Origin of the sequence: Sphingomonas flavalba (assembly GCF_047553045.1) — a bacterium.
Lineage (GTDB): Bacteria > Pseudomonadota > Alphaproteobacteria > Sphingomonadales > Sphingomonadaceae > Sphingomonas_L > Sphingomonas_L flavalba_A.
The window spans coordinates 1,306,068-1,319,819 of sequence record NZ_CP180208.1; the positions used below are offsets into that span (position 1 = coordinate 1,306,068).

Consider the following 13,752-nt stretch of genomic DNA (forward strand, 5'->3'; position numbering starts at 1 on the left):
GGGGAAAGAATGACAATAAATGCGCAAAACAGGCTTCTGCCAGATTGGTTCTCCCGGGTGCGGACACGGCAGACTGTTCTTCCCCGGTTTCAGCGTTTCGAAGCATGGGGGTATGCCAACGTCACGCAGATGTTCAACACCATTTTGCGTCGGCTTCCGCTCGGAGCTGTCCTGATCTTGGAAATCGGGAATGAGGAACCTTTCATTTCCCGGCCAATAGTTGGTGCCCCTACCGATGGGGAAAGGATTACGGAGCATCTGTTGGATGGTCAGCAACGCCTGACAGCGCTGTGGCGCGGGCTACACAACAATTACGAGGATCGGACCTATTTCCTCTATCTCTCGGAGGATGAGGAATCAGGCATGCCTTACTATGTCGATTCCATAGGCCGCTGGAAGAAGACCGGAGACAAGGAGCGGCGGCCATTCTGGGCAAATAACCCAGCGCAGCTTTGGAGCCGTCGCATGATCCCGCTCGATTTGTGCGCACCGGGAGACGCTGCCAATGACCGTTACAAGCTGTGGGCCAAGGAAGCGATTCCGGACGCCGACGAGCGCGAGGAGGTTGGCGAGATCCGGGCAAAGGTTCGTGAAACCTTCGCGACTTTCAACATGCCCTATCTCTCACTTCCAGTCACGACCAGCAAGGATACTGGTCTGCCCCCACCGAGTGGACCGATTGGTTTGTTAGTGCATTAAGCTCATCGCCGCCATATCCGGACGGAGGTGGAGCGAAGCGGAACCGGAGGCCGGATATGGCGGTGTCGCCGTTTCCGGTGCCGGTGGCCGGTAGCCCAGGCTGCTATGCGGGCGGACGGTGTTGTAATGCCGCCGCCATGCCTCGATCAGCACCCTGGCCTCGGCGAGGCTGTAGAAGATCTCGCCATTGAGCAGTTCGTCGCGAAGCGACCCGTTGAAGCTTTCGTTATAGCCATTTTCCCATGGTGATCCCGGCGCGATGTAGAGGGTCTTTACGCCGATCTGCCCCAGCCATTTCTGGACGGCGGTCGCGATAAACTCGCTACCATTATCGGATCGTATATGCGCTGGCGGCCCACGCGAGATGAACAGGTCGGCCAGGGCCGCCAGAACATCCTCATGCTTGAGCTGCCGTGCAACGATGAGCGCCAGGCATTCCCTGCTGGCCTCGTCGATGATCGTGAGGATGCGGAACTTGCGACCGTCATGCGTCCGCCCCTCGACGAAATCGTAGGCCCAGACATGCCCCGGATATTCGGGGCGTAGCCGGATGCACGATCCGTCATTGAGCCATAGACGCCCGCGCTTTGGCTGGCGCTGCGGGACTTTCAGTCCTTCACGCCGCCATATCCGCTCGACACGTTTATGGTTCACCGTCCATCCCGCATGGCACAGCAACGCCGTGACCCGGCGGTAGCCGTAACGACCATATTGCTTCGCCAATGCAATGATGTCCTCGGTCAGTGCCTGTTCGTCATCCGCCCCGCGCGGCATCTTGCGCTGCGTCGATCGATGCTGACCCAGCACCCGGCATATCCGTCGCTCGGATACCCGCACTGGCAGATCCCGTCGTACCTGATCGATGCAGCGCCGCCGCCGCGCGGGGCTCAGAAGTTTCCCCGTGCAGCCTCCTGCAAGATCAGCTTGTCCAGGGTCAGGTCCGAGATCGCCCGGCGCAGCCGCTGGTTCTCCTTCTCCAGATCCTTCATCCGCCGCGCCTGGTCGGTCTTCAGGCCGCCATACTCCTTGCGCCACCGATAATAGGTCTGCTCGCTGACCGCGATCCGGCGGCAGGCTTCAGCCGTGCTCGCTCCCTGCGCCAGCACAATCTCAACTTCACGCAGCTTGCCGATGATCTCTTCCGGCTTGTGCTTCTTGCTCGGCATTCAATGTCCCTTTCATGGTCCAGACTATCATAGTCTCTGGGCCACTCAGCGGGGGGCAGATCAATGTCCGAGAGCGACTGCGTTGCGAAGATGACGGAAGCGTTTTTCTTGCGGAGCGTCTTCAGCCATTCGCGGAGCTGATTGGCGAAACCCTCGTCATCCAGCGCCAGCCAGCCTTCGTCGATGATGAGCAGGGTTGGCCGACCATCGAGCCGGTCGCCGATGCGATGGAACAGATAGGCCAGCACGGCCGGGGCCGCGCCGGTCCCGACCAGTCCCTCAATCTCGAAGGCTTGCACATCGGCGTGGCCGAGATGTTCAGCCTCGGCATCGAGCAACCGGCCATAGGCGCCGTCGATGCAATAGGGTCGCAGCGCCTGTTTGAGGTCATTGGATTGCAGCAGCACCGCAAGGCCGGTGATGGTGCGCTCGCTGACGGGTGCGGATGCCAGCGAGGTCAGCGCCGTCCAGATATGTTCCTTCACCTCCGGCGTGATGGTCATGCCTTCACGCATCAGGATCGCAGCGATCCAGTCAGCGGCCCATGAACGCTCATAAGCGTCATCAATTCGCGCGAGCGGTTGCAGGGAGACGGAAACCTCCGATCCCTCGGTCAACCCGCCGCCGAGGTCATGCCAATCGCCGCCCATGGCGAGCGCGGATGCCCGGATCGATCCTCCGAAATCGAAGGCGAAGATCTGACTGCGTTCGTAGCGGCGGAATTGCAGCGCCATCAGCGCCAGCAGCACGGACTTGCCCGCGCCGGTCGGGCCGACGACGAGGGTATGGCCCACGTCGCCGACATGAAGGGAAAGCCGGAACGGCGTCGAACCTTCGGTCTTGCCATACAGCAAGGGGGGCGCTCCGAGGTGTTCGTTCCGTTCCGGCCCCGCCCACACGGCCGATAGCGGGATCATGTGGGCAAGGTTAAGCGTCGAGATCGGCGGCTGACGGACATTGGCGTAGGCATGTCCGGGGATCGAGCCGAGCCAGGCATCGACGGCGTTGACGGTTTCCGGCATCGCTGTGAAATCGCGGCCCTGAATGATCTTCTCGACCAGACGCAGCTTCTCGTCGGCGATACGCGGATCGGCGTCCCAGACCGTGACGGTGGCGGTGACATAGGCCATGCCCGCGACGTCAGCGCCGAGTTCCTGCAAGGCCATGTCGGCATCGAGCGCCTTGTTGGACGCATCGGTGTCTACCAGCGCCGATTGCTCGTTGGTCATCACCTCCTTGAGGATCGCGGCGATGCTCTTGCGCTTGGCAAACCACTGGCGGCGGATTTTGGTGAGGAGCTTCGTCGCGTCCGTCTTGTCCATCAGGATGGCGCGGGTGGACCAGCGATACGGGAACGCGAGCCGGTTCATCTCGTCGAGCAGGCCGGGCGTGGTCGCTGTCGGGAAGCCGATGATGGTCAGGACGCGCAGATGCTGATCGCCCAACCGCGGCTCCAGTCCGCCTGTCAGGGGCTGGTCGGCGAGCAGCGCATCAAGATGCATGGGCACTTCAGGCGCGCGCACTCGATGACGATTGGTGGAAATAGCCGAATGGAGATAAGTCAGCGTGCCGGTATCATCGAGCCAGCGGCATTCCGGCATGAAGCCGTCGAGCAGCGCCAGTACGCGGTCGGTGCGGTCGATGAAGCCGCGCAAAAGTTCATGCGGATTGACGCCGGATTGCTCGCGGCCTTCATAGAGCAAGGTCTCAGCGCGGGCAGCGTCTTCCGCAGGCGGCAGCCAGAGGAAGGTCAGGAAATAGCCGGACACGAAATGCGTGCCCGCTTCCTCGAACCCGGCCTTGCGCTCGGCATCGACCAGTGCGGAAGCCGCATCTGGAAACCTGCTGTCGGGATAGGTTGCGGCCTCAGACCGCTGCGCCTCGACGAAGATCGACCAGCCCGAACCCAGACGGCGCACGGCGTTGTTGATGCGGCCGGCGACCGCAACCAGTTCGGCGGCGACGGCAGAATCCAGATCCGGCCCGCGAAACTTCGCGGTCCTCTGGAAACTGCCATCCTTGTTCAGCACAACACCGGGGCCAACCAGGGCTGCCCATGGCAGATAGTCGGAAAGCCGAGCGGAGGTGCGGCGATATTCGGTGAGGTTCATCATGCTCGCGCCCTCACACCGACAGATAACCGGGGATGCGCAGATGCCTGCGACCGACCTCAACAAAGAGCGGATCGCGTTTGGCTGCCCACACCGCGAGGAAATGACCGACCGCCCAGATGGCGATGCCAACCAGCCAGAGACGGAGGCCGAGGCCGACGGCCCCGGCCAGCGTGCCGTTCATAATGGCGATGGAGCGCGGCGCGCCGCCGAGCAGGATATGCTCGGTCAGCGCCCGATGGACCGGGATCGAAAATCCTGGCACCGCGTCTAGCTGTTCGAGACCGCCTGCCATCAGATCAGCGCCCCGCCGCCGAATGAGAAGAACGACAGGAAAAACGAACTGGCGGCGAAGGCGATGCTGAGGCCGAAGACGATCTGGATCAGGCGGCGAAATCCGCCCGAGGTATCGCCGAAGGCCAGCGCGAGACCGGTGGCGATGATGACGATCACCGCGATGATCTTGGCAACCGGCCCCTCGATCGACTGGAGGATCGACTGAAGCGGCGCTTCCCAGGGCATCGACGAGCCGGAAGCATGGGCTGCGGGCGCCAGCATCAGGCTGATGGAAACAGTGGCGGCGGTGGTTGCCATGATGCGGCAGCCGCGCGAAATCGTGCGGATCATGAAGGATCTCCTTTTGAGGTGGTAGCGGGGGTGATTGCGTAGTCGCCATCCGGTCCCAGCCCATCGACGCGGGCGAGTTCGACCAGCCGTCGCGACGATCCGCGTCCGGCAAGCACGGCAACAAGGTCGATGGTCTCGGCTATCAGAGCGCGCGGGACGGTGATGACGGCTTCCTGGATGAGCTGTTCGAGGCGGCGCAGCGCACCGATGCCGGAACCGGCATGGATGGTGCCAATGCCGCCGGGATGGCCTGTTCCCCAGGCTTTGAGCAGGTCGAGCGCTTCGGACCCGCGCACCTCGCCGACCGGGATGCGATCAGGGCGAAGGCGCAGCGAGGAGCGGACCAAATCGGAGAGCGTGGCAACGCCATCCTTGGTTCGCATGGCGACGAGATTGGGCGCGGCGCATTGCAGCTCGCGCGTATCCTCGATGATGATCACGCGATCCGAGGTCTTCGCCACCTCGGCCAGCAGCGCATTGGTCAGTGTTGTTTTGCCGGAGGAGGTGCCGCCTGCGACGAGGATGTTAGCACGCGTGGCGACGTTCAGGCGCAGCACTTCGGCCTGAAGATTGGTCATGATCCCGGCGGTCACATAGTCATCAAGCGTGAACACCGCGACTGCAGGTTTGCGGATGGCGAAGGCGGGCGCCGCGACGACGGGTGGAAGTAGTCCTTCAAACCGCTCACCGGTTTCGGGCAGCTCTGCCGAGACGCGGGGTGCGCGGGCGTGAACCTCCGCGCCGACATGATGGGCGACAAGCCGCACGATCCGCTCGCCATCGGCGGCGGACAGGCTCTCCCCCGTATCGGCCAGACCTTCGGACAGACGATCCACCCAGATCCGGCCATCGGGGTTCAGCATGACTTCGACGACACCGGGATCTTCCAGAAACCGGGCGATGGATGCCCCAAGCGCGGTGCGCAGCATCCGCGCGCCACGGGCAATCGTTTCCGGTTTTTGATGTGATGCAGTCATGGCGGCCCCGTTCATGACGGGGAGCGCAAAAGACGGACCCCGGATCGGGGTCGATTAAAAGAACCTGATTTTGGGCTGATTCAACAGATGTTTACGCGCGTACGGCCAGCGGCGGCGAACGGCGGCAAATCGGACGGATCATGCTTGACGGGTTAAAGATAAACGGCATTGATCGAAGTTGGGCCGATCTTGGATAAGAAGGGGGAGTGATGAGCAGAGCAATAGCGAGCGCGCTAAGGGTAACCGAACCTTACCTGTTACAGTTTGCAACGCCGCGTAGCGGCGAAACACCGAGTATGGCCGGATACTACTGTGAGACGAGGCAGCTTTGGATGGTCGATTCAGGCGGAATATCCCGGCCCATAATCGAGGAAGCGACGGATCTACTTGCCCAAACACAAACTAAAACCATGACCCAAGTTGAAGCCGATGACGACGATCAAGGCCGAGGCGCCATGGCTGATACAAGAACGATAACGGAAGTGAGACAGGAGGCCGATGACCAGGACGCATCCCTAATGCTACCTGAGATTCAGACGAAGACAGACGTCCAGCAGGAGACGGACGATCAAGCGGTGAACTTGGTATGATGCTGAGAGAGTTTGCACGTTGATCCTCCTCGCCACCAATCGCAGGGATGTTACGACCGATTTTATCGTGCTCGAACTTGAACGTAGGGGGCTGGAATTTTTTAGGCTGAACACTGAAGATATTCATACCTATCGTACGACGCTTCCGGACGGTGACCCTACGAGGCTGCGACTCGAAGGAAAAGATAGGACGTTGGAGTTAAGCGAAGTCAAAGGAGCCTATTATAGGCGTCCGCTGCCACCGGACTTTAATGATCAAAGTCCCGCAACGGCCAGCTATCTTAGCGCCGAGTGGTCCGCGATACTGAGGAGCATTTGGAACGCCCTAGACGGTCTCTGGCTGAACTGTCCATTTGCAATATTGCGTGCCGAAGACAAACCGCGACAGTTGATGATTGCGCGTCGTTCGGGCTTCGAAGTGCCCGAAACGATCATCACTAGCGATCCCGACCAAGCATCTCGTTTTAGTAAGCGCGGGGAAATCGTGGCAAAGCCTCTGCGCCAGGCCCTCATCGAGGATGGCAAGCTCGGTAAGGTGATCTTCACGTCGCGCATCGGGGCATCCATAGAGGGCTGCGCAGATAACATTGAGCTGGCACCTGTTATTTTTCAGCGCGAAGTGCGGAAGAAATCGGACATTCGTGTAATTGTCGTTGACGATCACGTCTTCGCTACAGCTATAGCTTCACAGGAGCACGAAGAAACCAGTGTCGATTGGCGCAAGGGTGTCAGGACCGACCTTGTGCATCGTACGATCTCATTGCCTCATGACATAGAGCGGGCGTGCATTGCAGTCACCGCTGCCCTTGATCTCCGGTATTCAGCCATTGACCTCGTTGAGGATATGGACGGCGGATATTTGTTTCTAGAAGCGAACCCCAATGGACAATGGGCATGGATAGAACAACGAACTGGTGCGCCGATCAGCGCAGCAATCGTCCAAGGGCTTTCTAGATGAGTTTCTGGAAATGTCTGGACGCAATTTTCCCTTATATTGAGCCCCTTACTGACCAGCAGAAGAAGGCTCACGCCGAGGACATGGTTAATGACATTTCTGCAATTAATGCCGCCAAATTCTCGAAAGATCCAGGGCGTGCCTTAGACGAAGCGCAACGGGTTGCCACTGCTGAAATAGAAAGATCGAGGACTGCAGAGAGCAAGGCAACAACCTACTTGGCGGTTCTTGCCGCTCTAGTCCCACTAATCATCACACTTCAAGCCGCAACGTGGGAAGATAAGTCGGGACCAGCACCTGAGTGGATCAAGATCTCTATTTTATTAATCGCGACCATCTATGTCGCCGCTGCTGGTTACCATGCCTTTCGAACGTTGCAGGTCTCAGGTTTTCAGCGCGTGGTGGAAAGGGATGTTGCAGCCGCTTGGCGAACGTCCTCACCATTACAAAGATTGACAAAGAGCACTTTGCTGGCCTCGCGAATGTCGAGGGACGCGGTCAACGCCAAGGTGACGAGGATCAAAGCAACCCATCAGCACCTAGTGAGAGCCTTTGGTGCGTTTGTGCTGCTGCTATCTCTAGACCCCGCTTTTTATGCGGCGGGCTCAATCCGAGACATCATTGGACTTCATACAGCAACCATGGTGGAACAGGCAAACGACTCTCAAAAATTGAAGCCGCAACCTACGGAGCTGCCGCCGACACCTGATTACGGTCTCAATGAATTCGAAGAGAGCTTTGAATCAGAAGCTTCCGCCGAAGCCCTTGCTCGACCCGAAGTATCCCAATCGGTGAATTCGGACTGCGACGAGGGAACGCAACCCGAGTGATCATGCGCATCTTGCTGAAACGTCCGAACTGTGATCGGCAATATTTGGAGTCTGGCGCAGGAAATGTCGCAACGATAAGTTAGCAAAACTGCTTATTTTTTCAGCATTCATCAGCGGCCATATCGCGCGACAATTCCTTCAGAAACCTGTCACCGGTAGCGAGGCGCTTACCAAGGGATTGCATGAACCCCTCGAAGCGCTCGTTTCCCTTGATGCGCGCAGATTGTTTTGCACTGTCCGGCAGCGGCGGCGTGAGGGTCAGCCAGAATTGTACAAATAGCGAAAGGGTTTCGCCCAGCACGGCGATATCCTCGTCAAGCATGTCGATCTGACGGCCGAGCTTGTCGAGGCGGCGCGACATGGCGGCTTCCAGCCGCTCAGTTGTATCGCCGGACATGAAGGATGCTACCGCAGCCTCGATCACTGCGGATTTCGAGACATTTCGGCGTAAGGCCAGGGCTTCCACCTGTTTCAGCAGAGCGGGATCGAAATAGACATTCATGCGGGTGCGCGTCGTCATGCCTGTCTCCGCTCTCAAAGCTCAATGCCGTCATTTGGGTCAAGTGACGCCTGCCGCGCCACCATGCGCATACGCTGGCGCATGGCACGGGCCTTGGCGGCATCGACGTCCGGCTCATCATCGAGGAAATCGAACTCCTTCGATGGTGGCGGAGGTGGCGGGATAATTTCCTCATGCTCAGGCAGTTCCGGTTCACGGCGGATACCCGCATTGGCCGGATCGTCATCGGATGTATCTGAGGCGGAGACATTGCCGGTCGCAGCCGCAACAACGCGGCTTGTCCAGTCGTCTTGCGCCGATGTGGCGATTTTCACCGGCTGTTTGCGCAGATCGGGCGGCGACATCACCCGCTCCTGAAACCGCGCATCAGCATAGTAGCGTGCCTTGGCCGCACGGATCGGCGGCACGCCCGCCACCATGACGATCTCGTCGGTGGGCGGAAGCTGCATGATTTCGCCCGGCGTCAGGAGTGGCCGCGCCGTTTCCTGCCGCGACACCATGAGGTGCCCCAACCAGGGCGCGAGGCGATGGCCGGCATAGTTCGTGGAATCGCGCATTTCTGTGGCCGTACCGAGCGCATCGCTGATCCGCTTGGCAGTGCGTTCGTCATTGGCCGCAAAGGCAACGCGAACATGGCAGTTGTCCAGAATGGCATTGTTCTGCCCATAGGCGCGCTCGATTTGGTTGAGCGATTGGGCGATCAGGAACGCTTTCAGGCCGTAGCCGGCCATGAAGGCCAGCGCCGATTCAAAGAAGTCGAGCCTGCCCAATGCCGGAAACTCATCAAGCATCAACAGGAGGCGATGCCGCTTACCGGACGTTTCTAGTTCTTCAGTCAGCCGTCGTCCGACCTGATTGAGGATGAGGCGGATCAGCGGTTTGGTGCGGTTGATGTCCGAGGGCGGTACGACGAGGTAGAGGCTGACGGGTTCTTTGCCTCCGACCAGATCGGCTATGCGCCAGTCGCAGCGTTCAGTCACGCGGGCAACAACCGGATCTCGGTAAAGGCCGAGAAACGACATGGCGGTCGAAAGCACGCCGGAGCGTTCGTTCTCTGATTTGTTCAGAAGCTCCCGCGCAGACGAGGCAATAACGGGATGCACCCCGGCTTCGCCCAGATGCGGCGTGTCCATCATCGCGCGTAAGGTCGCCTCGACGGGGCGGCGCGGATCGGACAGGAAATTGGCGACGCCCGCCAATGTCTTTTCCTTCTCAGCATAGAGAATATGCAGAATCGCGCCCACGAGCAGGCTGTGGCTGGTCTTTTCCCAATGGTTACGCTTGTCGAGGCTGCCTTCGGGATCAACGAGAATATCCGCGATATTCTGCACATCACGGACTTCCCATTCACCTTGCCGCACTTCCAGAAGCGGGTTGTAAGCTGCCGAGTGCACATTGGTCGGGTCGAACAGCAGGACACGGCCATGGCGGGAGCGGAAGCCTGCGGTCAGGTTCCAATTCTCCCCCTTGATGTCATGGACAATGCAGCTGCCCGGCCAGGTCAGCAGGGTCGGCACGACGAGGCCCACGCCCTTGCCGGACCGGGTTGGCGCAAAGCACAGCACATGCTCGGGGCCGTCATGACGCAGATAATCCTTGCTGTGCCGCCCCAACACGACGCCATCGGGGCCGAGCAATCCGGCGGCATGGATTTCCTTATCCTCGGCCCATCGCGCTGAGCCATAGGTAGCGACATTACGAGCTTCCCGCGCCCGGATGATCGACATGAGAAAGGCGGCGGCTATGGCCAGAACCGCGCCTGCCGTGGCGATGAACGCGCCTTCTGTAAAGATGCCCGGCGCATAGGCGTCGTACGAAAACCACCACCAGAAGAAGGCCGGTGGATAGTAGAACGGCCATCCGGCAACATCGAACCAGGGATCGCCGAGCTGTGGCTGGAAGCCGAGCCGGAAAGCCACCCATTGCGTTGCAGCCCAGACCATCACCACGACGATGGTGAACACGACAATGATCTGGCCCCAGAGTATTCGGCCTCCACGCATACAGGCTCCAATCGACAAGAGAGACGGAGCCGATCAGAAAATAGACGTTTTCGAAAGCCACAACAGGAAAAGCAGGGGTATCGCGTTGCTGGATACCATCGGCGGCAAATCGGACAGGCCTTTTCATATGCCGATTTCGACCGAACAATTTATGAGGCGCGAGTTCGGCAAAGGCTCAAACGCCGAGCCCTCGCGTCCGTCCCATTTGCCATGAGACTGATCCACCCTGCACGATGCCCGCAACCTCGCGGCCGAGCTGACGGTCGATGACCGGCCGCCAGGGGACAAGGGTAAACTCGTGGCTCTTTTCGACGATGGCGAACTTGCCGCTCGATAGATGTGCGGTCCCGGTGAACTTGCCGCTGACGTTCTCGCCATCGGCAGCCGCACGGAACGGCAATCGTTTGCTCCCGGCCATCTCCGCACCGACGCGGGCCACTTCCCGTTCCCGCAGATTGGCGAGTAGATTGCGCCGATAGAGGATGCGTCCATTCTGCTGCCGCGTGGCATCGCCCTGTGCGATATGGTGTTCACGCCGCTGGTCCATAGCCTCGCGCACCTGCTGGCCGAACCCTGCCGGGGTAAGGTCAGAGGCGTCCGATGTGACCAATCGCCGGTCCAACCAGGTCGCGCCATCGGCGCCGATCTGCTTTTCCAGATCGAAGGTCGAGACGACACGGATGCTGGCTTGCCGGTTGCGACCGGCATCATAGGCGGTGGCGCGGCTCTCGAAGTCTTCCGGGATGCGCCACTGGTCGGCGTCGATCCGCTCGGCAATCCCGGCCCGGCGTAGCGCCTCCAGTCGCCGGACATGGGCATCGACATAGCCCTCGTAATCACCACCCGGCACACGTCCCTCGAACTTCACCTGTTCGAGGTGGCGGCTTGGTCTGTAGATACCATTCTCCGAGATCGTAGCGATGGTGCGATCAGAGGGACGTTGTGCTGTGTCAGTGGGGCCGACTTCCACGATACTGCCGATCCGGGCGTCCTCGACGCGGGCCGGATCAATGCCGGGAAGATGGTGGGTTCGCCCGTCGATGCCGTCCACCACGAGCGTCAGGTTCTCGCCCATCTCGTCGGTGAGGTATTTGTCCACGACGCGACCGGTGATGGGTGCCGCCGGTGCTGCATCGTGAAGCTGGAAGGTCATCGGGTCGCGCTCCTGCCCATCGGCCTTCAACGCCTTGTGCATGTTGCCGATGATGTCGCCGCGTTCTCCGAGATCACGCAGCGCCGATTCCATCTTCGCGCCAAGCTCCCAAACGCCGGGTGCATGTTCCGTGGCCAGCCCCATCTTTTCCAGCTTGGCGAGACGGCGCAGGCGAAGCGTGCGGTTGAACTGGCGGCGTGCATCTGCGGGTTCATGGCGCAGATCGAGGAACCTTTCATCGGCCTCCTCGGCCATGGCGCGGTCGATGCGCGTGAAGCGGTCCTGATCGATTTCGGCAGACAGCTTGCGGCTCTGTTCGATGTCGGTCACGGGGCCGAGTTCCAGCGTGGTCAATTCGCTGGCCCGCTCGCGGATGCCGTTGGCGAGATAGTCGCCGTTGATGACAAGATTCTCGCCCAGGTCATCCTTGCCCCGGACGATGACGTGCACATGGGGATGGCCGGTATTGTGGTGATTGACCGCCACCCAATCGAGTTTCGTGCCAAGGTCGGTCTCGATGCGGCTCATCAGATCGCGGGTGTGTTCGGTGAGGTCGGAAAGATCGGCAGCATCTTCGGGCGAAACGATGAAGCGGAACTGATGGCGATCATCCTTGCCGCGATCAAGAAAGGCATCTCCATCAGCACGATCGTCGGTGGCGGAATAGAGCTGGCCACGCTCGCCATCGCGCGAGGTGCCGTCGCGCTGGATGTAGCGCAGATGGGCAGACCCTTTGCCATTCTTCCCCGCGCTCTGGACGTACCGGGTCTTGACGACGACGCGGCGCACGCCGGCCGCACTGTGACGCCAGCCGCCCGACAGGGTTCGGGCGCGGACAAAGGCCGCGCCGCGGCCACGCCTGACGCCCGGACCTTTGCCAGCCCGCGACGCCTTCCCGCTCTTTCCGGCCGAACCAGATGAAGGCGACGAGGACGTCCGTGATGCGAATGATGATGACCTGCCCGGGCTGTTGCTATGCTGACGCGCCAGCTTCTTCGCCTGCGTCAGAAAGCTCTTCGCCTTGCCCGCCTTCTGGACGTCGGATTTGATCCGGCCCGGCCTGGGGCGAAAGCGGTTGTCGTCGTCGCCACTCATGGGCGCATCCCATGCTGTTTAGGCACGCAAACGGCAGGTATTTGGCTATAGTGCCGGTCAAAACCCAGCAAAGCCAAGGCTTTGCGGCAGATCGCGGCACGCGAGGCCCAAAAGCAGGGTGCCGTGCGCCGCGCCTCAAAACAGTGTGCAGACAAGGGCTTGCCCAGAAACCGACCCGACAGGGTGCCGGTTTCCTTTATCTTGCCCTCCGCCTTTCCTTCCCTTTTTGCCCTTCCTGCCGGGAATGCTGCCAGGCGCCCCCAAGCCTGACTGCACACCGCAAATGGACCGAACGAGCGCGAAAACGCCATGCTCATGGCTTGTCGCCATCGCCCGCAAGGGCCACGAATATGCCGCTGTCCTGCGGTTCCTGAACGGCGGGATCGCGCAGAGAAACGGTTGCCTGGATGTCGCCCGACGGCTGATTGGCCGCCGCTGAAATGCCGCCGGATTGCGCAACGAAGAGCGGGGCTTCGCGCCAATCCGGTGGTGGTGGCGGCACGATTGTCGGCACATCGGGCGCAGTCGCATGCCCAAGAAGCGGCGCGAGCGTGGCGACATAGGCGCGCGTTTCTGCGGGCAAAACGCGGCCCGTCGCCAGATGCTCGTCATAGCGACCGGGTCCGGCATTGTAGGCGGCAAGCATGGCCGCAACATTGCCGTAGCGGTTCCACATCTCGCGCAGATACGCCGTGCCTGCGAGGATGTTATCGCGCGGATCGTAAGGGTCGCGCCCGAGACCATGGCGGCGGCGCAGGCCCGCCCAGGTATCGGGCATGACCTGCATCAGTCCCATCGCGCCCGCCGATGAAATTGCGCGCACATCGCCCGCGCTTTCCACGCGCAGCACGGCTCGAATCCAGTGCTCTGGAATGCCGAAACGCTGTGACGCCTCGGCAATGAACGCAGCATGGGGATGCGCGGTGACAGGCGCAGGTTGCAGCGTGACCTGCGCCATGGCCGGCATCGAGCCGCTGCCAGCCGACAGCAGGGCCGTGAAGAGAAGAAAGGTGCGGGATCGCATGA

At 60.7% G+C, this 13,752-nt stretch carries 13 protein-coding genes; 3 read left to right on the plus strand and 10 right to left on the minus strand.

Annotated features, from left to right (window positions below; all coding sequences use genetic code 11):
- Positions 1-9 precede the first annotated feature (9 nt).
- Positions 10-699 (plus strand): DUF262 domain-containing protein, encoded by a 690-nt coding sequence (locus ACMT1E_RS06150; protein WP_414902763.1) that lies wholly within the window; start codon positions 10-12, stop codon positions 697-699.
- On the opposite strand, the gene ACMT1E_RS06155 is transcribed toward ACMT1E_RS06150, so the two are convergent.
- The 5 genes from ACMT1E_RS06155 to trbB form a co-directional block, all read right to left on the minus strand.
- A protein-coding gene (locus tag ACMT1E_RS06155; protein WP_234716247.1) for an IS3 family transposase occupies positions 688-1,805 on the minus strand; the annotation gives its coding sequence in 2 pieces (ribosomal slippage) (positions 688-1,601 and positions 1,601-1,805; 1,119 coding nt in all). The two genes, ACMT1E_RS06150 and ACMT1E_RS06155, sit on opposite strands and share 12 nt — an antisense overlap.
- Positions 1,709-3,979 (minus strand): conjugal transfer protein TrbE, encoded by a 2,271-nt coding sequence (gene trbE / locus ACMT1E_RS06160; protein WP_414902764.1) that lies wholly within the window; start codon positions 3,977-3,979, stop codon positions 1,709-1,711. The genes ACMT1E_RS06155 and trbE overlap by 97 nt, the downstream gene beginning before the upstream one ends.
- A 10-nt stretch (positions 3,980-3,989) precedes the next feature.
- A complete protein-coding gene (locus tag ACMT1E_RS06165) occupies positions 3,990-4,271 on the minus strand; it encodes a VirB3 family type IV secretion system protein (protein WP_414902765.1) in 282 nt (93 codons plus the stop codon).
- Positions 4,271-4,603 (minus strand): TrbC/VirB2 family protein, encoded by a 333-nt coding sequence (locus ACMT1E_RS06170; RefSeq protein WP_414902766.1) that lies wholly within the window; start codon positions 4,601-4,603, stop codon positions 4,271-4,273. The genes ACMT1E_RS06165 and ACMT1E_RS06170 overlap by 1 nt, the downstream gene beginning before the upstream one ends.
- Positions 4,600-5,580 carry a P-type conjugative transfer ATPase TrbB gene (gene trbB / locus ACMT1E_RS06175; protein WP_414902767.1) on the minus strand — a complete coding sequence of 327 codons (981 nt, stop codon included), beginning with the start codon at positions 5,578-5,580 and terminating at the stop codon, positions 4,600-4,602. The genes ACMT1E_RS06170 and trbB overlap by 4 nt, the downstream gene beginning before the upstream one ends.
- A 609-nt stretch (positions 5,581-6,189) precedes the next feature.
- Between trbB and ACMT1E_RS06180 the strand changes: the two genes are divergently transcribed.
- A complete protein-coding gene (locus ACMT1E_RS06180; RefSeq protein ID WP_414902768.1) occupies positions 6,190-7,128 on the plus strand; it encodes an ATP-dependent carboxylate-amine ligase in 939 nt (312 codons plus the stop codon).
- Entirely contained in the window at positions 7,125-7,955 is an 831-nt protein-coding gene (locus ACMT1E_RS06185) for a hypothetical protein (RefSeq protein WP_414902769.1), read from the plus strand. Before ACMT1E_RS06180 ends, ACMT1E_RS06185 begins: the two co-directional genes overlap by 4 nt.
- A gap of 100 nt (positions 7,956-8,055) precedes the next feature.
- On the opposite strand, the gene ACMT1E_RS06190 is transcribed toward ACMT1E_RS06185, so the two are convergent.
- The 5 genes from ACMT1E_RS06190 to ACMT1E_RS06210 form a co-directional block, all read right to left on the minus strand.
- Positions 8,056-8,475, minus strand: a complete 420-nt coding sequence (locus ACMT1E_RS06190; RefSeq protein ID WP_414902770.1) for a CopG family transcriptional regulator — start codon at positions 8,473-8,475, stop codon at positions 8,056-8,058.
- Positions 8,476-8,489: 14 nt separating this feature from the next.
- Complete coding sequence (locus tag ACMT1E_RS06195; protein ID WP_414902771.1) at positions 8,490-10,478, minus strand: conjugal transfer protein TraG; 1,989 nt, start codon at positions 10,476-10,478, stop codon at positions 8,490-8,492.
- Positions 10,479-10,653: 175 nt separating this feature from the next.
- Positions 10,654-12,726 carry a relaxase/mobilization nuclease domain-containing protein gene (locus ACMT1E_RS06200; RefSeq protein WP_054589592.1) on the minus strand — a complete coding sequence of 691 codons (2,073 nt, stop codon included), beginning with the start codon at positions 12,724-12,726 and terminating at the stop codon, positions 10,654-10,656.
- Positions 12,723-13,043 carry a hypothetical protein gene (locus tag ACMT1E_RS06205; protein ID WP_414902772.1) on the minus strand — a complete coding sequence of 107 codons (321 nt, stop codon included), beginning with the start codon at positions 13,041-13,043 and terminating at the stop codon, positions 12,723-12,725. Before ACMT1E_RS06205 ends, ACMT1E_RS06200 begins: the two co-directional genes overlap by 4 nt.
- A complete protein-coding gene (locus ACMT1E_RS06210; protein WP_035746332.1) occupies positions 13,040-13,750 on the minus strand; it encodes a lytic transglycosylase domain-containing protein in 711 nt (236 codons plus the stop codon). The genes ACMT1E_RS06205 and ACMT1E_RS06210 overlap by 4 nt, the downstream gene beginning before the upstream one ends.
- Positions 13,751-13,752: the final 2 nt, after the last annotated feature.